Origin of the sequence: uncultured Phascolarctobacterium sp., assembly GCF_958349595.1 — a bacterium.
Taxonomy (GTDB): domain Bacteria; phylum Bacillota; class Negativicutes; order Acidaminococcales; family Acidaminococcaceae; genus Phascolarctobacterium.
In genome coordinates this window covers 59,024-82,537 of the sequence record NZ_CATWDQ010000010.1, presented here as the reverse complement: position 1 = coordinate 82,537, position 23,514 = coordinate 59,024, and the positions used below count along the sequence as shown (strand labels likewise).

Genomic DNA, 23,514 nt, shown 5'->3' with positions numbered 1-23,514 from the left:
ATTCGCTTGGCCTTGGTCCGCTATAACACATCATTATTACGATCATTGCATAAGGTGCTAGAGGATCACTACTATCTGCAAGGGCTTTTACCCTATTAAGCTGGCGGGTATTAAAAGGTTGTTTCGTTTTAATCCTTTTGGGAAGATCGATATCCACAAACCTTGATATATCTGCAGTAGGAGGGATGATTTGGTACTTGACAGCGTATTTATAAATATTGTGATATAACTGTCTTATTTTCTTCTGGGTAGCGTGACCTATGCCAAGATTAGATACAGTTTTAATGATAGACTGTAAATCTGCAACTTTAAGGCTGGTAAGCGGCTTATTGTGCAAAGGCTTGCAATATCCAAAAATTACTTCATAATTTTTTGCCGTGACGCTGGCAATCTTAGCTTTACGCTCTGCCATTTCCAGTTGATATGCTTCGCTAAAAGTGATTAAAGATGGGAGATAAATAGACGGGTCTTTATTGCAATCAGCCAAAAAGATTAAGGCCTCTGCGTGTGTTGGAAAATAACCTATGTACTTGGATTTACCGTTGATGGTTTTAAGTACGGCCCATGGTCGGCGGCGGCTACCATGTAAAAAAATAATACTGCCAAAGCCATTTGGAAGTTTCATTCTTCGTTTAATTTTCTGCATAATGATATAATCACACTCCTAATTTTAATAATGTGATTATACAATATAAAAAGCTTGTTTAAATATCGTTTAAACAGGCTTTTTTGCATAAATAATTGTCTAATTTATTTTGTCGCGAAATCCGAGATTTTTTGTCGCGCTATAATTTTATTCCTCTGCCTGTCTTTTTTGTTAGCAGTATTTAGAAAAACGGTGTGAATATTTTGGGGGCGATGGTAAGCACAGTCTTAGCGCAAACGCCGATAGTCTTAAAGCCGCTGGCGTAATGCGCCCCAAGACTCGAAAAAGTTTTGCTCACAGCAAAAGCGAGCGTCTTGCGGGGGGGTACAAACGTGCTATAATAAATTGAAATATTATTTTAACAAATGTTTTTAAATCAATAACAAATAATCAATGATTTTAATAAAAGATATGTAACTAAAGGTTGTGCTTAAAAACTGGAACAAGGGTGGCGACGCAAAAATGTATGACGAAAAGTGTTTACAGCAGCTCGGCAACAATATCAGATTCCTGCGCACTGCCTGTCAGCTCAGCCAGCAGGAGCTGGCCAAGCGTATCGGGATCAGTCAGACTCACCTGAGCAATATTGAGCATAGTCATGTAAAAGTAACTCTGAAGCTGCTGCTGCGTATCGCTGATGTCTTCGACTGCACGCTGGAAAATATTTTTGATGCCAAAACAGTTCCTGAGTGGGTGGAAGCCAAAGCTGCTAAGGCAAAGGAACATACCACAGGCGCACAGGAGGTTTATACACGGGAAGAAGTACAGCAGATTTTGCAGCTGCTGCACTTATATAAAAATGGAACATCATAAGCAAAAAAAGAAGCTGAAAGCAAAGGAGTAAATAAGATGGCTGAAGTGAAAACAGCAGAGAAAGGCTGGCAGTCTGACCATCTGGAAAAAGAAGCGGTAAACAGCGCCGGCAGTAGTAAAACTGCCGATGCAGCCAGCAGCAAGGGCAATTCTGACAGCACCACTGCCAAACCCTATATGCGTTTTTATGCCGGGCCGGTCACGCAGGACAGCGGCCAGCCAGGCATCCGGTTCGACTTTAACTACGGCGCCCGCGTCGAAGTACCGGCGGGTGATTACCGGGTCCGCTTTCTGGATCGGGATGCCTGCCTGACGCTGTACGATGCTGCTGCCAGCGGTGTGCTGGTGACCAGCAGTAAAAAGTATTTTGTCGATTTCCGCATCGAGGTCTACGAAAAAGGCAAGCTGATCTTCGCCCATGATTTAAATTTAGAGGGTAAAAAAGTGCTGATCAAATTCCCGGTCGGCATTTTAGGAGATATTTTAGCCTGGTTCCCTTATGCTGAAATTTTTAGAAAAAAGCATAAATGCGAACTGTACTGCGCCATGGCAGAGGATATGATCGAGATCATCAAGCCTGGCTACTCGGAAATCAACTTTGTCCAGGCAGAAGAACGGCCGGAAGGACTGTACGCCAGCTATTATATGGGCATTTTCTTTCCCTGCGACGACAGGGAACACCAGCCAGTAGATTTCAGAGTAGTGGGGCTGCATAAAAACGCACCCTGCATCCTGGGGCTGAAAGCGGACGAACAGCGCATCAAACTGCTGCCAAAGGATAAAACACGCAGGATCAAAGAGCCCTACGTCTGCATCGCGGCGCAGGCCAGCAGTCAGGCCAAGTACTGGAACAACGGCCGAGGCTGGCTGAATGTGGTCAGACACCTCAAAGAGCTGGGCTACCGGGTACTGTGTATCGACAGGGAAAATAATTACGGTATGGGTAGCAGATTTAACATCATTCCTTACGGAGCGGAAGATTTTACCGGCCGCAGACCTTTGCAGGAGCGGATCGACCTTTTATACCATGCCGATTTTTTCGTGGGTCTGTCCAGCGGGCTCAGCTGGGTAGCCAACGGTGTAGGGATACCGGTAGTGCTGATCAGCGGTTTTACACTGTCGATAAATGAATTTGCGACGCCGTACCGTGTCATCAGCTACCATGTCTGCAACGGCTGCTGGAACGATACGCGGGTAGTATTCGACCATAAAGATTTTGAATGGTGTCCGCGGCATAAAGGCACTGACAGGCAGTTTGAATGCAGCCGCTACATCACGCCGGAAGCGGTGAACAAAGTCATCGACCGGCTGATGGCAGACTATAAACTAAAGCCGCAGAAACAGTCTGTGAATAAAAAGAAGATAAAGGGTGAGCAGTGATGAAAAAGAGAGAGAAGAAATTACAGGCACAAAGTATTCTGGCAACAGTAGTGATGGGGATGAATCTGGTCAACGCTGCCGCACCGGCAGCGGCGCTGGCAGCAGCTGAACAACCGGAACCACTGCCTAAACAGGCAGTCAGCGAAGCGCAGCAGGAAGATCTGCAGGCCTATGCCTATGAAGTTCTGCCGATACTGGCAGGCTATGTGGACGAAATGATTTTCAGCAAGGCTGAGGCTGCCAGTAATTACAGTGTTGGCGCTGGCGAGAACAAAAGTATTGTCAGTACTACCGACTACGATAAAGTGTATATCGCCAGCGGTGGTACTTGTACGATAGATTCCAACAGAGCCCAGACAGAGGTAGTTGAGGGCGGCTCGCTGAATATCGGGACTAATGTAGGTTCAGTGACTGTGTCGGGCGGTAATGTCAGCGTTACTAGTAATCATTGGGATATTGTTGTAAAAGATGGTAATGTCAATGTCGGGAACAGCGACAATCAGATTTATGTTTCCGGCGGTACTTGTACCATTGATGTCAATGCACAGGAAAATTATGTTTATGGCGGTACCAGTATTATTAAGGCAATGGATACCAGCGATAGTACGCAAAGAAACCAGGTGATTTCCGGCGGTGTAGGTATTGTCAATGTTATGAACGCTACCAGCGCCTATAATCAACAGGTGCAAACAATCCATGGCGGCAGCGGCGTTGTGGGGACGATGCTGGATGGCTGGCAGTGGATCAAATCAGCCGGTGCCGAGGGGCATATAGGGACTATTAGCGGCGGGTCACAGGCTATTAATGCCGGCTCAGGCAGTATTGATACGATGTATGGCGGATCACAAATCTTGGAAAAGGATACTCATGCTGAGATTGTAACTATGTCTGGCGGCTTGCAATATATAAGGACTAGTGCCACAGGTGTGATAAGTAACATGGATGGCGGCAAACAGACTATTGGTAATCCGCGCTATATAAATGCCAGCGGTACAATAATAAGCATGACCGATGGTCTGCAACAGATCTGGGCTGGCAACAGCGGCAGTATCACAACAATGTCAGGTGTCAGTGCAATGCAGATGATAGGGCTGTCTGGTTTGGCCAATGGCAGCATTGATACGCTGGAAGCCGGGACACAAATGATTGGTTATAGCGCTGATCCTTATAAGGGTGGTGGCACAGGCACGATCAATGTAATGAACAGCGGTCTGCAGATCGTGGGTTACAGTGGCTGCAGTAGCTGTGTTGGTACTATTGCAAGTATGAATAATGGTCAGCAACAGGTCAATGATGGCGGTACTGGCACTATCACGAAGATGTTCGGCGTTGATGCCAGCCAGATCATAGGATTGACTGGTTCGTCGGCTGTGGGCAGCATTGAAATTATGGAGGCTGGTAAACAGGCCATTGGCTACAATGGTAATTTTGGTACGGGCAGTATCACTTTGATGCAAGATGGCGTTCAGGTCATCGGTTATGTCGGCGGTTCCGGTATTGGCACCATTGCAACTATGAGCGGCGGTACCCAGATCATCAACAACGCTGGTACGGGCACGGTAACTGCCCTGCTTGGTGGTAGCCAGATCGTTGCCAGCGGCGGTACGGCCACAGATACAACTGTCGGCAGCGGTGGTTTGCAGTATATCGAAGCCGGTGCTGTCATCAGCGGCACTGTTTTAGACGGCGGTATTTTACGCTTGGCGCAGTCTGACAGTGATTATATACTAAACAATACCTTAACGATCAATAACGGCATACTTGATTTGACAGACGGTGCTGGTCTGAAGCGGAATCTGCGTGCGGTACCTGTCTATCAGAAGCTGAGCATGAGCGACCTGCAGGGGACTGGCGGCAGTATTTATCTGGATACTGATCTGGCAAATAATGACGGCGATAAGATCACTGTCAATAACAGTAATACCGGCACAGGAACGTACGATGTTTATGTCAACGACCAGAGTATCGTCAGCGATACGGAACTGACAGGCAGGCTGCTGCTGGTAGATGACCAGAGCAGGAAGCTGAAATTTAAGGGTATGACATCCAATAACGGTGGCCTTTGGGACGCAACGCCGATTTTAAACGAAGAAACCAACCAGTGGTATTTGACAAAAATCGTGAAAACAGCGAATAACGATACCAAAGTATTGTTGTTTGACGCCGACAACAGCTACGCCATGTGGCGTAATACCAACGACAGCCTGCGCAACCGTTTGGGTGCATTGGGAAATGGCAGCGAACGGGCAGACGGCATCTGGGCGCGCACACAGGCGGGCAGGTTCAGCGGTTTCGGCTACGAAGGACGTTACAATCTGTACCAGCTTGGTTATGACCAAAAAGCCGATGCCAGGAGTACCTATGGTTTTGCTGTGGACTACGGCGACGGTACTGGTGATTATACTAAGGGCAGTGGTAAAGATAAACTGACAGCGTTCAGTTTATACGGCGTCTGGCAGGGTAAAAGCGGCGCCTATACCAATGTCACAGCGCGGGCGGGTATCTTTGATACCGACCTCAAATCTTATGGTGATTACCCGGACAAAGCCAGCTATAAGGAACACGCCTACAGCATCAGCGTGGAATACGGCCAGCGCTTTGATTACCAGCAGGGACTGTTCTTCGAGCCCCAGGCACAGTTTACGTTGGGACGGTTGAGCGGCATCAATTACACTACCGACCGGGGCGCTAACGGACACATCGAAGGCATGAACAGCGCGATTGGGCGTATCGGCTTCATTATGGGTCAGAAAATCAAAAACGGCAGTGATATTTATCTGAAAGCCGACCTGCTGCATGAGTTTGCCGGTAAGCGCGATTTGCAGCTGACCTCGGACGCCGGTGGTACTAACGATATTTTGAGCAAGCATAATGACTATGGCGATACCTGGTTTGAGCTGGGCTTGGGCGCTAATATCAAACTGAGTAAAGACAGCAGTTTCTACGGTGAAGTGGAGCGGGGCTTCGGCGGCGACATCAACAAAAAATGGAGCGTTAATGCGGGTTTAAGATTTACGTTCTAAGTGAGCGCCGCTTAGTCACAAGCGTCAGAGCAGTGAATAAGCGTGACGGCGAACTTATCCGAAAGACGCGAACGAATAGGAAGCGTCGTGGATTTCCTATACCGACGAAGTCGGCAAATACGAAGTATTATTGAGCCCATATTGATTTATCAAGGCTATAAGTAAAATAAAAGTACCTGATATGAACAAGGTTCATATCAGGTACTTAATTTTTCATAGAAGAAGTGGTTTAAAACCTTTGGTTCAGTGCGGGTCAGTTATTATTGATTGGCTATCAAAAACGTTCCAGCAAATCTGTGATAATAATTATTAATTTCAAATAAATTTCCCTTGCGTTTTTAAATGACATATGTTATATTAAAGGTGCGTTAGCGACAGCTAACTTAAACGACTAAATTTATATTTATATAAGGAGGCATTTATTATGTCATTGATCAACAAAGAAGTGAGTGATTTTAAGGTACAGGCTTATGTCAATAATGATTTTAAAGAGGTTAGCAAAAAAGATATTTTAGGTAAATGGTCGGTGTTCTTTTTCTATCCGGCAGATTTTACTTTTGTCTGCCCGACCGAGCTGGAGGATCTGGCTAATAAATATGATGAGTTCAGGAAGATCGGCTGTGAGATCTATTCCGTATCCTGCGATACGCATTTCGTGCATAAGGCCTGGCATGATGCTTCGGAAACTATCAAAAAGATCCAGTATCCGATGCTGGCTGATCCGACCGGTGCTTTGGCAAGAGATTTCGATGTGATGATCGAAGCTGACGGGTTGGCTGAAAGAGGCAGCTTTATCGTTAATCCGGAAGGTAAGATCGTGGCTTATGAGGTTATCGCCGGTAATGTGGGGCGTAATGCGGACGAGCTGCTGCGCCGTGTACAGGCGTCGCAGTTTGTGGCCGAGCATGGCGATCAGGTGTGCCCTGCCAAATGGCAGCCGGGCGCCAGCACTTTGAAACCCAGCCTTGATCTGGTTGGCATCATCTGATCATGGAACGGATGTATGATGTCATCATCATCGGCGGCGGGCCTGCGGGCCTTGCCGCTGCCGTTTATATGGCGCGGGCCCAGTATAAGACGCTGGTCATCGAAAAAGAGAAGATCGGCGGGCTGATCACGATCACATCTGAGGTGGTGAATTATCCGGGCGTTATCAAAACGTCGGGCAAAGAGCTGACTGAGCAGATGCGTTTGCAGGCGGAAAGCTTCGGCGCGGAGTTTTTGCTGGCCGAAGCGCTGGAGAGCAGACTGGACGGTGAGATCAAGGAGATCGTTACCGATAAGGGGACTTTTAAAGCTTTGGGCGTGATCATGGCGATGGGAGCTGTGCCGCGGCAGGTGGGCTTCACCGGCGAAGCTGAATACCGTGGGCGCGGTGTGGCTTATTGTGCGACCTGTGACGGCGAATTTTTTACAGGACTGGATGTGTTTGTTGTGGGCGGCGGTTTTGCCGCTGCCGAAGAAGCGATTTTTTTGACACGTTATGCGCGGCATGTGACGGTGCTGGTGCGGGGCGATGATTTTACCTGTGCTGGGTCGATCGCCGATGAGGTGAAACGGCATGAGCAGATCACTGTGCTGTATAACACGGCCCTGCTGGAGGTAGGCGGCGGTGACGTGCTGCGGTATGCTGTGTATGAAAACTGTAAGACTGGCGAGCGGACCCGTTACGAGACACCGGACGCTACTTTTGGCGTGTTTGTTTTTGCGGGCTATGTGCCTGTGGGCGGCCCGCTGCTGGAGGGGCTGGAAACCGACTGCGAGGGCTATCTGGTGACGGATATGAACCAGAAGACCAATCTGGATGGTGTTTATGGCGCCGGGGATTTGTGTATCAAAAATCTGCGGCAGGTGGTGACGGCGGTGTCGGACGGCGCGAAAGCGGCGACCTCGTTGGAAAAACACGCTGCTATGCTGCATGATAAGCTGCAGCTGCCGCGTTTTACAGTGACGAAAAAACAGGTCGTCCAGCCTGCTGCCGGCAGTACGGCTTCGGCTACGCCTGCTGCTGACGATGGCACTTTTATTTCCGAGGCTATCAAAACGCAGCTGGCGCCGGTCTTTGCTAAATTTACCGAGGATCTATTGCTGCGGGCCGCACTGGATAATAGTCAGGCGGCAGCAGAAATACGCGGCTTTTTGAACGAGCTGACACCTTTGAGCAGTCATTTGCGCTGGGAAGAAGCGGAGCAAACTGCCGGCGGACTACCATATATCGAGCTGTGCCGCGGGGACGGCTCGTCGTTAGGCTTCCGCTTCCACGGCGTACCCGGCGGTCACGAGTTCAATTCATTCATTGTGACCTTGTATAATGCGGCCGGGCCTGGTCAGGCTATCAGCGAGGAGCAGTTGGCGTCTGTAAGAACGCTGCCGGGCGGTAAACGGCTGCAGGTAGTCATTTCGCTGTCGTGCACGATGTGCCCGGAGCTGGTGATGGCGGCTGGACGGCTGGCTGTGGAAAACGGCGGGGTCGAGGTGGATGTGTTTGATATCAACCTGTTCCCTGAGCTGCGCGAGCGTTATAAGATCATGAGTGTACCGTGTCTGATCTATGATGAAAAGGTAAGTTTTGGTAAAAAGAATCTGGACGAGCTGCTGCAGCTGCTTAGCTGAAGCGGAACCAAAAAGAAGTCTGCCGCATCGCGGCAGACTTCTTTGAGTTAAACGGGTTATTTTGCTGTTTTGAGTTCGGTCCAGTAACGGTCGTACATGGGCAGGGCCTCACCGATGTCGATGAGCCATTCGCCTTTGTCGATGTTATCCATACCGACTTTGAGCATGGGGTCGTTGCGGAATTCTTCGCTGTGGAATTCCAGAGCTTTTTCGTTGGGGTCATTGTAGCCGATATATTCATAGTTTTTGGCGCTTACTTTGGGTTCATAGATGAAGTTGATGAATTTTTCGGCTAAAGCTTTGTTTTTAGCGCCTTTGGGAATAGCAAAGGTATCGGCCCAGATAGTAGCGCCTTCCTTGGGGATCACAAAGCCGATGTTTTTATTGTCTTTGTAGGTGTAGGAGGCGTCGCCCGACCACATGGTACCGATCCAGGCTTCTTCAGCGATAAATTTCTGCTTGATGGTATCGGTGTCGAAGGCCAGCACGTTCGGTGCCAGTGTTTTCAGGTCGCTGAAAGCTTTTTCGACCTGAGCCGGGTCGGTGGAGTTGTTGGAGTAGCCGTTTTTCTTCAGCGCCATGCCAATGACTTCGCGGTTGTCGTTGAGCAGGATGACGCGGCCTTTATAATCCTGGTTCCACAGATCTGACCAGGAGGTGGGCGCTTCTTTGATGAAGTTTTTGTTGTAGACGATACCGGTGATACCCCAGGTATAGACCAGGGAATGTTTGCCGGTGGGATCGTAAACAGGAGCCTTGAGGCTGCTGACGATGTTTTTGGCGTTGGGGATATTGTTCAGGTCCAGTTCTTCCAGCAGGTTCAGCTTCAGCATGGTGGCTACCATGTAGTCGGAGGGCTGGATAAGGTCGTACTGCGCGCCGCCGGCCTGGATCTTGGCCAGCAGTTCTTCGTTATTGGCAAAAACGTCGTAATTTACTTTACAGTTGTTTTGCTTTTCAAATTCGGCAATGACCTCCGGATCGAAGTTGTCTGCCCAGCTGAACAGGTTCAGCACTTGTTTTTCGCCGCTTGCGGTAGCAGCTGCGTCTTTTTTGGGAGCGTCACCGCCGCAGCCAGCCAGGGCCAGTGTGAGAACAGCGATGAGGAAAACCAAAAGTTTTTTCATTGTCGGATCACCCTTTCATCATTTGATTTGTTGTTTATATTGTATCACAGCGGGTGTGATATCAATCGGAGTTTTTGTCGGAGGTGTGCTGCGGCTGCAGGATCTGCGCGATGACTACCAGCGTGATCGTGGCGAACATCAGCAGGGTGGACAGGGCGTTGATCTCGGGTGAGATACCGCGCTTGACCATGGCATAGATGTAAAGCGGCAGCGTAGTGGAGTTGGGGCCTGCTACAAAGAAGCTGATAATAAAATCGTCGATGGAGAGCGTGAAGGCGATGAGAGCGCCGGCCACGATGCCCGGCAGTGCCAGCGGCAGGGTGACGTAGCGGAAGGTCTGCCACGGAGTGGCGTATAAGTCCATCGCCGCCTGTTCCAGCTCGTGCCGCATACCTTCCAGCCTGGCGTTGACAGTGATGACAACGAAAGAGACACAGAAGGTGATATGTGCCAGAATGAGCGTTGTTTTGCCCAGCGGCACCTGCGCCTGGGCGAACAGGACCAGCAGGGAAAGGCCCATGACGATTTCCGGGATCAGGATCGGCAGGTATAAGAGGCCGTTGATGACCGGTTTATATTTGTACTGGTAACGGCTGAGGGCGATCGCTGCGATCGTGCCCAGCGTGGTGGAGGCTATGGTAGAGATAACAGCGATAAAAAGGCTGTTAGTGAGGGCTTCCAGCACGCGCCGGTTTTGGAACAGGGCTGCGTACCAGTTAAAGGTGAAGCCGGTCCAGACGGCGTTGATCCTTGATTCGTTGAAGGAATACATGGCCAGGATCAGCAGCGGCAGGTAAAGAAAAGCCAGAATAGCCAGAGAATAGGCTACCAGCAGGTGGCTACGCCACGTCTTTTGCATCGCCGTCACCTCCTTCCTGTGCCTGCAGAGCTTTGTAGTACAGGATGATCAGTACCAGACTGAGCACGGCCAGCACTATGGAGAGGGCTGAGCCAAAGGGCCAGTCGCGGGCTGACAGGAACTGGTTCTGGATCAGGTTGCCGATGAGGGCCGATTTGGCTCCGCCCATGACGTCGGGGACAACGAACATCCCCAGTGAGGAAATAAAGACCAGGATCGTGCCGGCAGCGATGCCGGGCATGGTCAGCGGCAGGGTTACTCTGCGGAAAGCTGTCAGCGGTTTAGCGCCCAGGTCGGAGGCTGCTTCTAAAAGCCGTGTATCCAGCTGTTCGATTGAGACATAGATGGGCAGCACCATAAAAGGCAGCAGGGCATAGACCATACCCAGCATGACGGCCATATCGTTATAGAGCATCTGCAGCGGCTGGTCGATCAGGCCCAGCTTTAACAGCAGTGTATTGACTACGCCCTGTGAGCGCAGGATGATGACCCAGGCGTAGGAACGGATCAGGAAGTTGATCCAGAAGGGGATCATGACCAGGATCAGCCCCGGTTGCTGCCATTTTTTGGGCAGCTGGGCAATGGTATAAGCCAGTGGATAGCCCATGAGGATCGTTGCCAGGGTGGTGATGATGGCTACGACCAGAGTGTCGGCAAAAATTTTCAGATATAAAGGTTCTAAAAAACGCAGGTAATTATCGAAGGTAAAAGAGAAAATGACCTGCCCGTAAGGCGTGCGTCCGGCGAAGGACACTGCAACGACGATCAGCAGCGGTATGACGAAAAAGATGCTGAGCCAGAGCAGGGCCGGCGCTACCAGCAGTTTACCGTTTTTCATCATCGCTGTACTTTCACCTCGTCTCTTTCGTACCACCAGATACCGACGCGTTCGTCGGGTGTCCAGCGTTTGACGTCGTCAAAGTACTGATAGGCGACTACAGTCTGGTTGGAGTTATCCAGACGGACAAAGACCTTGTCGATGGTACCGTAAAAAACGACATCGACGACAGTGCCGTAAAAAGCAGGTTCGGGATGCGCGGCGGCTTTGTCTGCGCTTTCATCTTCTTCGCAGAGGTTCAGCTTTTCGGGGCGCAGGGCCAGCGTTTCTGCGGCAGTTTCAAAGAAATTGCTTTCGCCGATGAAGCGGGCGACGAATTTGGTGGCTGGATAGTGATAGATATTATCAGGATGATCGTCCTGTTCGATGACGCCTTTATTCATGACGACGATGCGGTCGGACATGGTCAGGGCTTCTTCCTGGTCATGGGTGACGTAGATGAAGGTGAGTCCCAGACCGCGCTGCAGGTTTTTCAGCTCCAGCTGCAGATTTTTGCGCAGCTGGTAATCCAGAGCGCCTAAAGGTTCGTCCAGCAGCAGGACCTTGGGATTGTTGACCAGGGCGCGGGCGATGGCGACGCGCTGCTGCTGGCCGCCGGACATCTGCTGCGGGCGGCGGTTGCGGAATTCTTCCAGCTGGGTAAGATACAAGACCTGCGAGACACGTTCCTTTTGTTCGTCGGCAGGGACCTTTTTCATCATCAGGCCGAATTTTATATTTTCCTCAACAGTCATGTGAGGGAAGAGTGCGTAATGTTGAAATACCATATTCACATCACGTTTATAGGGTGGCAAGGCAGTGACGTTTTCGTCGTCCAGATAGATACTGCCCTCGGTAGGGGTTTCCAGACCGGCGATCATGCGCAGCAGGGTAGTTTTGCCGCAGCCGGAAGGACCGAGCAACGTAATAAATTCTCCATCGTAAATAGTCAGATCGAGCGAGGGGATAATAACGTTATTACCAAACTTTTTAGATATTCCCTGTAAACGGACCATTTCTTTCATTTTTTGCTTGTCACAACCTTTCATCATGCAGATTTTATCCTTATATAGATAACAACTTATTATATACAGATTTTACCCTAAAATTCAATAATTTTTTGTAAAATTTAAAGGGATTTGCAGAAAAAACAGAGAATATTGATACTTATACGCAATAATGACGGTTTTTGCTGACTTTTTGCGGAAAAATTCCAAAATTCGGAGGCTTTTTGTTAATGAAGCGATTGGTAGTGGTATTGATTTTGCTGACAGTTGTTTTGATGTCCGGCTGTGCGGATGCCGGCAGGCGGGACAAAGATCATAAAAAAGCGGCGGCGCAGGGGCCGGCGGTCACTTTGGGGATCGAACGACTTGACGAGTATGCGCAGTTGTTTGCTGGTAAGCGCGTGGGGCTGATCACCAATCAGACGGGTGTGGACAGTAAGCTGCGCAGCAGTGAGGATATTTTGTTAGGACAGACTGATCTGACAGGTATTTTTGTACCGGAGCACGGCTTGTTTGGAGCCATCGCTGCCGGCGACGATGTGGAGGGCGCGGAATATAAAGGCGTGAAGGTGTATAGCCTGTACGGAGCAACTAAGCGGCCGACGCCGGCAATGCTGGATACTATCGACGTAATGACGGTGGATATTCAGGATGTGGGAGCGCGGCATTATACTTATATTTCCACAATGGCTTATGCCATGGAGGAATGTGCGAAGGCCGGGAAGAAATTCGTCGTTTTTGACCGTCCCAATCCGCTGGGCGGAATGATAGAAGGGCCGACGCTGAAAAAGGGTCAGGAGAGCTTTATCGGGCTTTACCCGGTGCCGCTGCGGCACGGTATGACGATCGGTGAATATGCCAGGTATATCAATGACACGCAGAAGCTGGGCCTTGACCTGACGGTGATACCCATGCAGGGCTGGCAGCGCCGGATGTACTGGCAGGACACGGGGCTGCCCTGGGTAGGGACTTCGCCGCAGATACCGACAGCTGCGACGGCGCTGTATTATGTGACGACGGGTATTTTAGGCGATACTGATCTTTCGGTAGGTATCGGCACGACGAAGCCTTTTTATTATGTGGGGGCGCCTTTTGCCGATAAGGAGGAGCTTGCGGCTAAGCTGAACGGTTTGCAGCTGCCGGGAGTGCATTTCCGGCCGGCGGCGTTCATCCCGGCTTACGGCGCTTTTGCCGGGGAGCTGTGTCAGGGCGTGGAGCTTTATATAACTGATGCGGAGGCATACCGGGCTGCTGCTACCGGGGCCAATATCCTGCGCTGCATCGAAGAGCTGTATCCCGATAAGGTGGTATATCCGGCCCGTTACGGCGGCGAGGGCTATAAAATAGATATTGCCCTGGGCGAAACTGCTTTGCGCGCGGGCGTGCCTTTGGAGCGTCTGCTGCCGCGCTGGGACAGGGAAGCACAGGAGTTTGCGGAGCAGGTGCAGCCGTATCTGCTGTATAAATAAGGAAAGGACTGGAACTAAATGCTGAATAAAGTCTTTGTAGAATTTTTATATGAGGCGGCGCACATCCAGCGCTGGAACGATCATATCCGCCCTAACGGTTTTACGGAGCTGGACAAGCAGGCGCATAAAATGATGATTTTGTATGTGCTGGCCCGGTTTGAGGAACAGGACCATCAGGCCAGGCTGAACTGGCGGGCGCTGATCGAGGGCGGTATTTTTGAATTTCTGCACCGCATCGTGCTGACGGATATCAAGCCGCCGGTTTTTCACGAGCTGATGCGTGTGCATGGTAAAAAGCTCAACAGCTGGGTTTATGAGGAGCTGCAGCAGCGGATACCTGCTCTGGACCCGGTGTTTATGGCGAAAATGAAGCGGCATTTTGACGAGCCGCAGGAAAATCCGCTGGAGAAGAAGCTTTTGCGGGCGGCCCATTATCTGGCGACGCAGTGGGAGTTTGGTATCATCTATCATTTTAATCAGGGGATCTATGGTGTCGAAGAGACTAAGGCGGCGATCGAAAGCGAGATCGAGGATCATTATGATCTGGCGGGCGTGCAGAAACTGTCGCTGAAGGGGAAGACCAGCAAATTCATCGATCTTGTAGGCCAGCTGCGTTTCCAGAAGCGCTGGGCTCAATCACCGCGGGTACCGGAAACCTCTGTGATGGGGCATGTGCTGATCGTGGCGACTCTGGCCTATTTCTGCGCTGTAAAAATGCAGGCATCGGACGAGCGTATCGTCAACGATTTCCTGTGCGGCCTGTTCCACGACCTGCCGGAGGTGCTGACCCGCGATATCATTTCACCGATCAAGCGCTCGATCAAGGGGCTGGACGATCTGATCAAGGAGATCGAAAAGCGTCAGGTGGCAGAAAAACTGCTGCCGCTGCTGCCTCACGGCTGGCACGAGGATATTTTATATTTTACTGAGGACGAATTCAGTAACCGCGTCATCGTCGACGGTGTCAAAGTCACCTGTACGCCGGAAGAAATCGGCCTGAAGTATAACGAGAACGGCAAGGGCTACCGGGCGGTGGATGGTACGATGCTCAAGTGCTGCGATCATCTGGCGGCTTTTGTAGAGGCCTATCTGTCGATTGAATACGGTATAAGTTCCAAGCATCTGCGTAACGGTATGGAAGATTTGCGGGAGCAGTACAAGGATAAGATCTTATGCGGTTTGGATTTCGGCCGGCTATACGACGAGTTTCCGCGGCTATGAAAGGGCTGAATTTTATTGAGGATGCATAATTTTACAGAAAGTGTATAAATTGATAAAATTTTCAAAAAATTTTCTTTCTGTGTCTAAAAATAGCTAGACTGCCGCTTGTGCTTAGAGTTATAATAAAGTTGAGGGGATACATTATACAAAATTCAGCTATGTATTTTGAAATGTAGGGATAACTAGAAACGTAATAAATTTGTGCTTAAATTAAAAAATATTTAAAGGAGGCATCATTATGAATCTGTTTGAAATGGCAAAAATTCCTCTTAACAAAGCAATCGAGGTCATGAAACTTGACCCGAGCGCGGCCGAGATCATTGCAACTCCTGAACGCACGATGGAGGTGTCTATTCCTGTGCGCATGGACGATGGCACTACCAAGGTCTTTACCGGCTACCGCAGCCAGCACAGCACTATCATGGGCCCTGCTAAAGGCGGCGTTCGTTATCATACCAGCGTCAATATGGACGAGGTCAAGACCCTGGCTTTCTGGATGACCTGCAAATGCGCTGTTGCCGGCTTGCCTTATGGCGGCGGCAAAGGCGGCATCATCGTCGATCCTTCCAAACTTTCTGAAAGAGAGCTGGAAACCCTGACCCGTGGTTTTATTGACAAGATCGCACCGATCATCGGCGAAAAACAGGATATTCCTGCACCTGATATGAATACTAATGCCAAGATCATGGGCTGGATGATGGATGAATTCAGCAAGATCAAAGGCCAGTTCGAGCCTGGGTTCGTTACCGGCAAGCCTATCTGCCTGGGCGGCTCTTTGGGCAGAAACGCAGCTACCGGCCGCGGCGTTATGGTAGCGGCAGGCGAAGCTATCAAGACTTTGGGTATCAAGCCGAAACAGGCTACCTGCGCGGTACAGGGCTTCGGCAATGTTGGCAGCTGGACTGCCAAGCTGATCCATGATATGGGCGTGAAGATCGTTGCTTTGAGCGACATCAACGGCGCTATCCATAATCCTAAAGGTATGAATCCGTATGATGTTGAAAAACATCTGCAAAAGACCGGCAGCGTTGTTGGTTATAAAGGTTCTACCCCGATCAGTAACGAGGAACTGCTGGCAATGGATGTTACTATTCTGGCTCCGTGCGCTATGGAACTGCAGCTGACGAAAGAAAACGCTGCTAAAGTGCAGGCTAAAGTCATTGTTGAAGGCGCTAACGGCCCGACTACTCCTGACGCAGATAAGATTTTGGATAAAAAAGGCATTCTCGTTGTGCCTGATATTCTCGCTAACGGCGGCGGCGTAACCGTAAGCTATTTCGAGTGGGTACAAAATCTGTACCGTTACTTCTGGACGGAAGAAGAAGTTATCGCGAAACAGGAAAGCCTGATGATCGACGCTTTCAAGAAAGTTTACGATACTGCCAAAGAGCATAAAGTAAATATGCGTACAGCAGCTTATATCGTAGCTTTGGGCCATTTGGCAGAAGCTATGAAATATCGTGGTATGTATTAAGAAATAATGTAAGGGCGGCTTTAAGCCGCCCTTTTTTATTGCCTGCTGCAAAAGGTGCCTGTTGAAAAGACAAATGTAAATAAATAATCAAGAAATTTGTTGCGTTTTGATTTTCTCCGTTGACTTGTTTAGCGCTGAGTGATAAAATTTTTAATTATAAACGTACAAATAGAATACTATGATTGTACAAAACAAATAATGCTGGAGGGGAAGAACTTATGAAATTTGCAAAACGTATGGAACGTATGCAGTCGTCTGAGATCCGCGAACTGCTGAAATTGACGGCGCAGCCCGATATTATTTCGTTTGCCGGCGGCCTGCCGGCTCCGGAGCTGTTCCCGGTGGAAGAGATCGCCAAAGTATCCCATGACCTGGTGGAAAAAGAAGGCCAGCAGCTTCTGCAGTATGCGACTACTGAAGGTCGTCCGACTCTGCGGGCCAAGATCGCTAAAAGAATGAAAGAAAAATATCATACCGAGGTCGATCCTGATGAGATCCTGATCACTACCGGTTCACAGCAGTGTCTGGATTTTGCCGGTAAATTGTTCCTCGATCCCGGTGATGTGGTTTTGTGTGAAAGTCCTTCTTATTTAGGCGCACTGAATGCTTTTAATGCTTATGAGCCGACTTTTGTGGAAGTGCCGACTGATGATATTGGCCTGATCCCGGAAGAGCTGGATAAGATTTTAAGCACTACTGACCGCTGCAAATTCATTTATGTTATTCCCGATTTCCAGAACCCGACTGGCCGGACCTGGAGCATGGAGCGCCGGCAAAAGTTTATGGAGGTCGTGAACAAACATAATCTGCCGGTGCTGGAGGACAATCCTTATGGCGAGCTGCGTTATGAGGGCGAGATCCTGCCGTCCCTGAAATCGATGGATACCAAGGGTCTGGTTATGTTCCTCGGTACTTTTTCCAAGATCTTCTGCCCGGGCCTGCGTTTGGGCTGGGTTGCCGCTGCTAAAGACGTCATCAGCGAATATGTCAAGATCAAACAAAGTGCTGATCTGCATACTTCTAACTTTGATCAGGGCGTGGCTGATGCTTATATGGAAAATTACGATCTGGATAAGCATGTCGAAGAGATCAAAGCGCTTTATAAAGAACGCCGTGATCTGATCTTGAAAACCATGGAAGAAGAATTTCCGGCAGGTACGGAATGGACTCATCCGGAAGGCGGGTTGTTCCTGTGGCTGACTTTCCCGGAAGGCTGCAGCGCTGCTAGGGTTTTCCATAAATGCATCGAGATGAAGGTAGCTGGCGTTACCGGTGACGCTTTCTATCCTAATGGTAAAACAGACCGCAATATGCGTATCAATTTCTCCAATATGCCGGCGGAGAAAATCGTTGAAGGCGTAAAACGGATGGCAAAAGCAATTAAAGAATGTATGTAATAAAAAACCGCTGCGAATTTTCGCAGCGGTTTTTAGATTTTATTTACTTTGTGTTTTCCAGGGGACGATTTTATGCTCCAGCCATTGCAGGCCCAGATTAAAGATCAATCCCAGCAGTGAAAGGACGATCACGCCGGCCATTAAACGGTCGGTGATCATCAGGTCGCCGTAATGCAGGATCAAAGCGCCGATGCCTTCCTGGGCCGCGATCATTTCTGCGGCTACCAGCAGCAGCAGCGAGGTGCCTGCCGCCAGACGCAGCCCGGCAAAGATCACCGGCAGGGCGCTGGGCAGGACGACGCTTTTCATCGTCAGCCACCAGCTGGCATTAAAGCTGACTGCTACTTTGATCAGCAGCGTGTCGACATTTTTGACGCCGGAATAGGTATTCATGGCAACGGGAAAGAAAACGCCCAGAGCGATGATCGTAACTTTAGAAAGCTCGCCGATACCCAGCCAGAGGATGAAAAGCGGCAGCAGGGCGATTTTAGGGATCGGGTATAATGCGTTGATGATAGGCGTGCCGATTCGGTCCATCAATGCGGAGGTGCCGGTCACAAGGCCTACCAGCAGGCCGATGATACTGCCTAAAGCAAAGCCCAGCAGAATTCGGTACAGACTGGCCGCCAGGCTGCGGCTGATCTCGCCGCCTGTAATAAGCTTGCCCAGAGCTGCAAGGATCGCGCTGGGTGCAGGCAGGAACAGTGAAGCGATAAGGCCGCTGCTGCAGACGATTTCCCAGACTGCCAGCAAAAGGGCGATGGCGGCAAAGGAGATCAAGGTCGGATAACTTTTCTGCCAGTGGGTCATGCGGTTGTGGATCTTATATTCAGCCATTGTTTTCCACCTCCATCAGTGCCGCACGGGCGTCGCTGCTGATATGTTCCCAGATGATGCGGATAAATTCCGCGATCTGAGCTGTGTTTTCAGGTTTTTCCCTGTCAGCCCGCGGAATGTCGATGGTCAGGACCCTGCTGACTTTGCCGGGACGTCTGGATAACAGCACGACACGGTCTGCCAGCATTACCGCTTCCTGGATATTATGGGTGACATATAGGGTGCTGAGCCTGGTCTTTTCCCAGAGGGTGACCAGTTCTTCCTGCATGATGGTACGGGTCTGCGCGTCGAGGGCAGAAAACGGCTCGTCCATCAACAGCAGGTCAGGATTGATGACCAGGGCTCTGGCAATGCCGACTCTTTGCCGCATGCCTCCCGAAAGCTGGTGCGGAAACGCTTTTTCAAAACCGCTGAGGCCGACCAGATTGATGTAATGCCGGATACGCTCTTTTTGTTCTGCCTTGGGTACTCCTGTTGCTTCCAGGCCGAAGGCGATGTTTTCATAGACGCTGCGCCAGGGAAACAGGCCGGTTTCCTGAAAGACGATGCCCATAGCAGGAGTATGTCCTTCAGCCAGTTCTGTGAAATAAATGCTTCCCTCGGTGGGTGACAGCAGCCCTGCCGTAAGATTGAGCAGAGTTGATTTACCGCAGCCGGAAGGCCCTACTAAAGCTACAAATTCCTCACTGTGCACAGTCAGACTGACGTTTTCGAGTACGGACAGCTGCTTGCCCTGAGGATCGATGAAATTTTTGCTGACATTGTCGATAACTAATTTCATTTCAACTACTGCCTCCGGTATTGTTTGCTAAATATAAAAATCAGAGTATTTTTGTCAGGTAATTATTTTTGCATGGCTTTGCCGAGCAGGCTGGTGTTGGTAACGGCCTGCGGGTCCAGCTTGCCTTCGATCATGCCATGCGAAGTATACCAGTCGATCTGGGTCTTGATATCGCTGTCCAGCAGTTTGCCGTCGCGGTCGATATAAGGCAGGCCCAACTTGATGTCAGCTTCAGGCGCTTTGACATATTTGGCGATGATGCCGACGACTTCGTTCAGCTTTTGCGGGTCTTTATTTTCGATAGCTGCGTCATAATAGTAATTGCAGGCCTTTTTGTAGGCTCTCAGGAAACGCACGGCTGCGTCTTCGTTCTGCAGGAAATTGGGCGAAAAGAACAGTGCGGAGGTCTGGTAGGGAATCACGTCGCCGACCTGGGTGACCAGTTTGCCGTAACCTGCGGTCTGCACTTTGGTGATATTTGGTTCGTTGAGGATGGCGCCGTCGATCTGTTTGCTTTCCAGCGCGGCCATAACAGCGCTCAGTTTACCCAGGGGCACGATCTCTACGTCTTCCAGGCTCATGCCTTTGGTTTCCAGCATCCGGCCCAGCATATAATGGAAGGTAGAACCCTTTTGGGTAATGCCGATACGTTTGCCTGTGATGTTTTCCAGTTTGGTAATGCCGTTATTGTAGTTATCAGAGGTCACCAGAAGCGCGGAGGAGGAGAAGCCTTTCTGCTCGCGTCCTTTATCTGCTACAATCGCCAGCTTCTGGCCGCTGGCGGCCATGTTGAAGAGGCTGGCAGTGATACCGGTAGCGCCGACGTCTACTTTGGAGGACGCGGTAGCTACGGCAATAGGATGAGCAGCGTCAAACCACTGCTGATCTATCTCAAGGTTTTCTTCGGCAAAGTAGCCCTTGTCCAAAGCGATGAAAAGCGGCGCCGAACTGGTAAGACGCAGCATACCCAGCGAGACGGCCGTTTTGGCCTTGGGATCAGCGGCTTTTTTATCTCCGCCGCCGCAGCCTGCCATCACAAGCAAAAGACAAACTGCTGTAAACAGAATCAAGATTTTTTTCATTTCTTTCCCTTCCTTATAGTACGTTAAGTACAAAAAATGTAGTGCTGACAAAAATAATGTCTTTCATAATTTTACAATATCTTCAAGTTTTTTGCAGTATTTTTTCATAGAAAAAAAGAGAACTTTTAAATAAATATTTAAATATCTGCAGATAAAATAGAAAAAACTTTCAGTAAGGTAAAGGACTTGGTATAATGTATAAGGATGAAAGTATTTTTCAGAATGGAGGCCCTCATGGGAAATATCATAAATTGGCAAAAACTAATACCGGCAGTTATGCTGGCGGCCGGAGTTTTGGTGAGTGTGAATGCTGCTGCGGCACCGCAGAGTGAACAGGAACCGCTGGCACAGCTGCAGCTTGACGTTGACGGTGATGGCACGCAGGAGACTGTGGAGCTTTATGGCGGGCAGCTGGCCCGTGGCAGCAGTTACCGGCACGATTTTTTATTGTTGTTAAAAAGCAGTGATTCTGAACTGCTGACGGCATATGTGCCCAGCATCAAAGGCGGTTATGACTGTAACCTGGAAAAGGCCGGCTTTACAGGCCGGGGCGAACAGCTGCTGCTGTCTGTGGGGCAGGGCGGCGCCGATGGCAGTACGGAATACCGTATTATTGACTTTGCTGATCCCCAAGCGGTAAAGGAGATCTTTACCGGCAGTGATAATGCAGGCGTAGCGGTAACGACCGAGTTTTTACCGGATTTCCGCAGCAAGATCACTTTTGCAGATGGCAATGCCAGTTATGAGTTGCTGCCTGAAAAGAAAAAGTTTTATGAACAGCGCGGACTTTATGCTGCTGACGGTACCTTACTGAAGGGTTATCGGCGTCCTGCAGTCAGCAAAATAAATTCTCTTGTGCCTGTGGATATGGAGCAGGACGGCAGCTTGGAAGTGCTGTCGCTGCAGAACGTCAGCGGTCTGAATAAAGATGACCTGTTGGGTAAGCTGGCCGGGGTCTGGTCTTATAATGAGGGCAGCGGCTGGACATTAAAAAGTAAAACTTTTTACAGCGGCGGCAAAAATAAGGACGATAAATTCCACCGCAGTTACAGGGCCAAAAGCTGGCAGATCAGGCCGAGGCAGGCAGTGCACGAGAGCAGCAGCGTAACTTTTCCTGTTTTTACGGTAGCTGAGGCGCCGGAAGTACAGAATAAGGTGAACGGTGATTTTGCGGTCGTGGCGGCGCCTTATCTGCAGAAGCTGGCTAATGGTGGCTGTGAGCTTGATTATACGCTGACTTTTGTCGGTGAAAGGTTTATCAGCATGGTGTTTTTTGGCGTTATGGATGAAGAGGGACAGGAGCTGTTTGCCAAGATTGCTTTCAATATGGATGCAAAAACAGGCAAAAGGCTTGATATTGGTGAGGTTTTGGATCTGCAGGATCCGGATCTTCTACCTGTGCTGCGGCTGCTTACCAAAAAGGATGAGGTAGATTTTACTAAAGGCGTGCCTGTAAGCTGGTATTATAACGGTACTAATTTTGTGTTCTGCCAGCGCAGCGAGAGCGGCGAATGGCTGGAAGCTACGGCTGCAGCAACGGATCTGAAAAAATTTTTACTGCGTCCGGAATTATTTTAAAGAAAAAACTGACTGGTCAGTCAGCAAGTAATGAAAAACTGAGAAACTGCATGAAATTTTAAGAAAACAGGCTCTAATCAAGCAAAATAGCGGTTGCGTTTATATTTGCGATAAATTATAATAAGAGTATTCTTGAAAATAGCGGAGCCGTACGCCCTCTTAGAGGGCGCAGCCGTTTTTTTGAATATGCGAGGAGGATATATTTATGCTGAGTTTTTTTGATAAAGGCCGAAGGAAAAAGGCCTTGGCTATGGCGGTAGCGGCATTTACCGTAATGGCTCTGGCTGGCTGCGGCAAACAGCAGCAGGCACCCCAGGCAACGCTGGTTAAAACGATGGAGGTTATCAAACGCGATACGCCGATCGTTTATGACTATACAGGTTTTGTACAGGCGCAGAAGGAAGTCAATCTGATGGCGCAGGTCAGCGGGCAGATCACAGGAAAATATTTCCTGGGCGGCGAAAAAATAACTGCCGGACAGACCCTGTTCACTATCGACCAGAGAACTTATCAGGCCAAAGTATTAAACGCACAGGCCGGGCTGGCCAGCGCTCAGGCAACCCTGATCCGTACCAGCCGCGATCTGGAGCGTTATAAAAAGCTGTATGAGCAAAATGCTGTTTCCAAGCAGGAGCTGGATAACAGGGTTGCTGAAGCTGAACAGGCACAGGCCGCTGTCGACGCACAGCAGGCTTTGCTGGAAAATGCCAATATTGATCTGGGCGAGACCAATGTCGTTGCGCCTTTTGACGGACGTATCGATACCAACGATCTTTCCGTAGGTAATTATGTTACTGCCGGTCAGACTATTCTGGCCACTATTTCCAATACCGATCCGGTATTTGTGGAGTTCAGTCTGGCTGAAAACGAATATTTGAAGCTTTTGAGTTCCCATACTGATAACGGCGGTGCGCCGCTGGAGAATCTGACGATCGTGCTGAGCGATGGCACTACTTATGGCGAAAAAGGCCGTGTTGATCAGGTCAACCGCAGCATTACCCAGGGCACCGGTACTTTAACTTTGAAAGCCGAGTTCCCCAATCCGGCAAAAATCCTGCTGCCGGGCATGTTTGCACATCTGCAGGCCAACAGCGGTACAGTTAAAGAGGCCAAGCTGATCCCGCAGCGTGCTGTTACCGAACTGATGTATAAGAAATTTGTTTATGTGCTTGGCGATGATAATAAAGTAACCATGCGCGAGGTTACCTTAGGGCCCCGTATCGGCCGGCTGTGGCTGGTTGAAAGCGGTCTGGAAGGCAATGAAACAGTAGTTGTCGAAGGTATCAACAAAATCAAACAGGGTTCTGAGGTCAAACCTGAACCTATGACAGAAGCAGAATTAGATACTGCTTTACCGACTAACGATTCTAAGAGCAACTAAGGAGGTAAA

Annotated in this window: 18 protein-coding genes and 1 pseudogene; 11 read left to right on the top strand and 8 right to left on the bottom strand. The window is 49.6% G+C overall.

What is annotated here, in order from left to right; all coding sequences use genetic code 11:
• A pseudogene (locus tag Q4G98_RS08565) lies at positions 1-646 on the bottom strand (hypothetical protein); the annotation flags it as partial.
• Between the two features lie 462 nt (positions 647-1,108).
• On the opposite strand from Q4G98_RS08565, the gene Q4G98_RS08560 reads away from it, so the two are divergent.
• From Q4G98_RS08560 to Q4G98_RS08540, 5 genes are all read left to right on the top strand, one after another.
• Positions 1,109-1,459, top strand: a complete 351-nt coding sequence (locus Q4G98_RS08560) for a helix-turn-helix domain-containing protein (protein ID WP_298564709.1) — start codon at positions 1,109-1,111, stop codon at positions 1,457-1,459.
• 36 nt (positions 1,460-1,495) lie between these two features.
• Positions 1,496-2,839, top strand: a complete 1,344-nt coding sequence (locus tag Q4G98_RS08555; RefSeq protein WP_298564711.1) for an autotransporter strand-loop-strand O-heptosyltransferase — start codon at positions 1,496-1,498, stop codon at positions 2,837-2,839.
• Positions 2,839-5,862: an autotransporter outer membrane beta-barrel domain-containing protein gene (locus Q4G98_RS08550; RefSeq protein WP_298564712.1), complete on the top strand. Its 3,024-nt coding sequence runs from the start codon at positions 2,839-2,841 to the stop codon at positions 5,860-5,862. The genes Q4G98_RS08555 and Q4G98_RS08550 overlap by 1 nt, the downstream gene beginning before the upstream one ends.
• Positions 5,863-6,286: 424 nt before the next feature.
• Entirely contained in the window at positions 6,287-6,850 is a 564-nt protein-coding gene (gene ahpC / locus Q4G98_RS08545; protein ID WP_298564714.1) for an alkyl hydroperoxide reductase subunit C, read from the top strand.
• Between the two features lie 2 nt (positions 6,851-6,852).
• Positions 6,853-8,475, top strand: a complete 1,623-nt coding sequence (locus tag Q4G98_RS08540; protein ID WP_298564715.1) for an FAD-dependent oxidoreductase — start codon at positions 6,853-6,855, stop codon at positions 8,473-8,475.
• A 56-nt stretch (positions 8,476-8,531) separates the two neighbouring features.
• Here the strand turns inward: Q4G98_RS08540 and Q4G98_RS08535 are convergent, their stop codons facing one another.
• From Q4G98_RS08535 to Q4G98_RS08520, 4 genes are all read right to left on the bottom strand, one after another.
• Complete coding sequence (locus Q4G98_RS08535) at positions 8,532-9,602, bottom strand: PotD/PotF family extracellular solute-binding protein (protein WP_301961925.1); 1,071 nt, start codon at positions 9,600-9,602, stop codon at positions 8,532-8,534.
• 61 nt (positions 9,603-9,663) lie between these two features.
• On the bottom strand, positions 9,664-10,461 hold the full coding sequence (locus Q4G98_RS08530) for an ABC transporter permease (protein ID WP_177561039.1): 798 nt from the start codon (positions 10,459-10,461) through the stop codon (positions 9,664-9,666).
• Positions 10,442-11,299: an ABC transporter permease subunit gene (locus Q4G98_RS08525; RefSeq protein WP_177561067.1), complete on the bottom strand. Its 858-nt coding sequence runs from the start codon at positions 11,297-11,299 to the stop codon at positions 10,442-10,444. The genes Q4G98_RS08530 and Q4G98_RS08525 overlap by 20 nt, the downstream gene beginning before the upstream one ends.
• Positions 11,299-12,303: a polyamine ABC transporter ATP-binding protein gene (locus tag Q4G98_RS08520; protein ID WP_177561068.1), complete on the bottom strand. Its 1,005-nt coding sequence runs from the start codon at positions 12,301-12,303 to the stop codon at positions 11,299-11,301. Before Q4G98_RS08520 ends, Q4G98_RS08525 begins: the two co-directional genes overlap by 1 nt.
• Positions 12,304-12,515: 212 nt before the next feature.
• Between Q4G98_RS08520 and Q4G98_RS08515 the strand changes: the two genes are divergently transcribed.
• The 4 genes from Q4G98_RS08515 to Q4G98_RS08500 all read left to right on the top strand — a co-directional run bounded on the left by Q4G98_RS08515 (position 12,516) and on the right by Q4G98_RS08500 (position 17,846).
• On the top strand, positions 12,516-13,754 hold the full coding sequence (locus tag Q4G98_RS08515) for a DUF1343 domain-containing protein (RefSeq protein WP_298564721.1): 1,239 nt from the start codon (positions 12,516-12,518) through the stop codon (positions 13,752-13,754).
• Positions 13,755-13,772: 18 nt separating this feature from the next.
• Positions 13,773-14,975: an HD domain-containing protein gene (locus tag Q4G98_RS08510; RefSeq protein ID WP_177561041.1), complete on the top strand. Its 1,203-nt coding sequence runs from the start codon at positions 13,773-13,775 to the stop codon at positions 14,973-14,975.
• A 238-nt stretch (positions 14,976-15,213) separates the two neighbouring features.
• Positions 15,214-16,449 (top strand): Glu/Leu/Phe/Val dehydrogenase, encoded by a 1,236-nt coding sequence (locus Q4G98_RS08505; protein WP_177561042.1) that lies wholly within the window; start codon positions 15,214-15,216, stop codon positions 16,447-16,449.
• A 218-nt stretch (positions 16,450-16,667) separates the two neighbouring features.
• Entirely contained in the window at positions 16,668-17,846 is a 1,179-nt protein-coding gene (locus Q4G98_RS08500; RefSeq protein WP_177561043.1) for a PLP-dependent aminotransferase family protein, read from the top strand.
• A gap of 39 nt (positions 17,847-17,885) precedes the next feature.
• On the opposite strand, the gene Q4G98_RS08495 is transcribed toward Q4G98_RS08500, so the two are convergent.
• From Q4G98_RS08495 to Q4G98_RS08485, 3 genes are all read right to left on the bottom strand, one after another.
• Positions 17,886-18,683 carry an ABC transporter permease gene (locus Q4G98_RS08495; protein WP_298564724.1) on the bottom strand — a complete coding sequence of 266 codons (798 nt, stop codon included), beginning with the start codon at positions 18,681-18,683 and terminating at the stop codon, positions 17,886-17,888.
• Positions 18,676-19,464 (bottom strand): ABC transporter ATP-binding protein, encoded by a 789-nt coding sequence (locus tag Q4G98_RS08490; RefSeq protein ID WP_293545085.1) that lies wholly within the window; start codon positions 19,462-19,464, stop codon positions 18,676-18,678. Before Q4G98_RS08490 ends, Q4G98_RS08495 begins: the two co-directional genes overlap by 8 nt.
• A 62-nt stretch (positions 19,465-19,526) precedes the next feature.
• On the bottom strand, positions 19,527-20,546 hold the full coding sequence (locus Q4G98_RS08485; protein WP_301961924.1) for an ABC transporter substrate-binding protein: 1,020 nt from the start codon (positions 20,544-20,546) through the stop codon (positions 19,527-19,529).
• A 234-nt stretch (positions 20,547-20,780) separates the two neighbouring features.
• Between Q4G98_RS08485 and Q4G98_RS08480 the strand changes: the two genes are divergently transcribed.
• Entirely contained in the window at positions 20,781-22,124 is a 1,344-nt protein-coding gene (locus Q4G98_RS08480; protein ID WP_298564728.1) for a hypothetical protein, read from the top strand.
• A 205-nt stretch (positions 22,125-22,329) separates the two neighbouring features.
• Positions 22,330-23,505 carry an efflux RND transporter periplasmic adaptor subunit gene (locus Q4G98_RS08475; RefSeq protein WP_298564730.1) on the top strand — a complete coding sequence of 392 codons (1,176 nt, stop codon included), beginning with the start codon at positions 22,330-22,332 and terminating at the stop codon, positions 23,503-23,505.
• Positions 23,506-23,514: the final 9 nt, after the last annotated feature.